General features: G+C 61.0%; 1 protein-coding gene. It reads right to left on the bottom strand.

The genetic code is table 11. The features are described from left to right. The coding region (gene tnpC, locus CHB90_RS26000) for an IS66 family transposase (protein WP_089280573.1) at positions 1-1183 on the bottom strand (1183 nt) is incomplete at its 3' end. Positions 1184-1288: the final 105 nt, after the last annotated feature.

The following is a 1288-nucleotide window of genomic DNA, read 5'->3' as shown; positions in this document are numbered from 1 at the left end:
GGACGTCAGCGGGTTGGCCGTTGATGTTGCGCTCGACATCGTAGAACTTGCCGATCCGGTCGAGCGCCTCGCGAGCGATCTCGGATTTGGTTGAGGTCCAAAAGTCGTGGAAGTCGCGCCGGAGGTGGGCCCAACAGGCCGCTTCGCGCAAACGCGGCGGCCTGCCGTCAGGCTCTTGTTCATAGAGCTTGGCATAGCCCTTGTAGCCGTCGGCCTGAAGAATGCCGCGGGCGTTGGCCAGATAGCTGAGAACGTGCTCTTCCTTCCAGTCCGGTGCGAACTGATAGACAGCCCCGGGTGGTGCAGCACCCGCCCATGCCCGTTGGTCGCGCACATAGGCCCAGATCCGGCCTTGTTTGACCCCTTTGCCAAGACCTTTGTCGCGCAAGCTGCGATCCAGCACTCGGATCGGCGTATCGTCCGCGTGCAACAGGTCGCTGGCCATGATATCCGCCTCGATCCGCTCAATCAGCGGCGACAAAGTCTTCATGGCGCGGCCACACCAGCCCACGAGGGTACTTTCAGGGATATCCGCCCCCATGCGGGCAAATATCTCGTGCTGGCGATACAAGGGAAGGTGATCATCGAACTTCGAGACCAGAACATGGGCGAGCAGGTTCGGTCCAGCCATACTGCCCGGGATCGGACGGCTGGGGGCTGGCTCCTGCACCATCCGCTCACAACGGCGGCAGGACTTCTTGATCCGGGCAATCTGGATCACCTTCATCTGGGCGGCGATCATATCGAGCAATTCGCTGACATCCTCACCCACCACGCGCAGATCGCCGCCACAGTCGGCGCAGCAGGTGCCGGGGTCCAGTTCACGCCGCTCGCGCGGGGTCGCATCCGAGACACGCGGGCGGCGGCGCAGCGCGGGCGCATCGGCAGCTTCCGGTGACGGTTCATCCTGCCCCTCGTCGATAGGCGCGTCGTCCTCCTCGGCCACCGCAACCAGCAAGTCTTCGAGTGCCAGTTCCAGCTGTTCGATCTCGCGCTCGATCTTCTCCGAGGACTTGCCGAAGGCCAGTTTCTGGAGTTTGGCGATCCGAAGGCGCAAGGCTTGAACCAGTTGATCATGGACGCGCAACGTGGCCGATATCTTGGCGTTTTCTGCCTGCAATGCTGCAATCATCGCCTTCAATTCGGCGGGATCATCAGGCAGATTTTCAGCAGGCTTCGACATGCATCTGATTACCAAAAATCAGGTCAAAACACCATATAAATAGAGCAAATGACGGTGCAATATCACCCGACATGTGCAGGCGGAGCGCCCCAATCCGGACGCCGC

This window comes from Antarctobacter heliothermus (assembly GCF_900188425.1).
Lineage (GTDB): Bacteria > Pseudomonadota > Alphaproteobacteria > Rhodobacterales > Rhodobacteraceae > Antarctobacter > Antarctobacter heliothermus.
The sequence above is the reverse complement of the archived record's forward strand: the minus strand, read 5'-3'. Positions and strand labels throughout refer to the sequence as shown.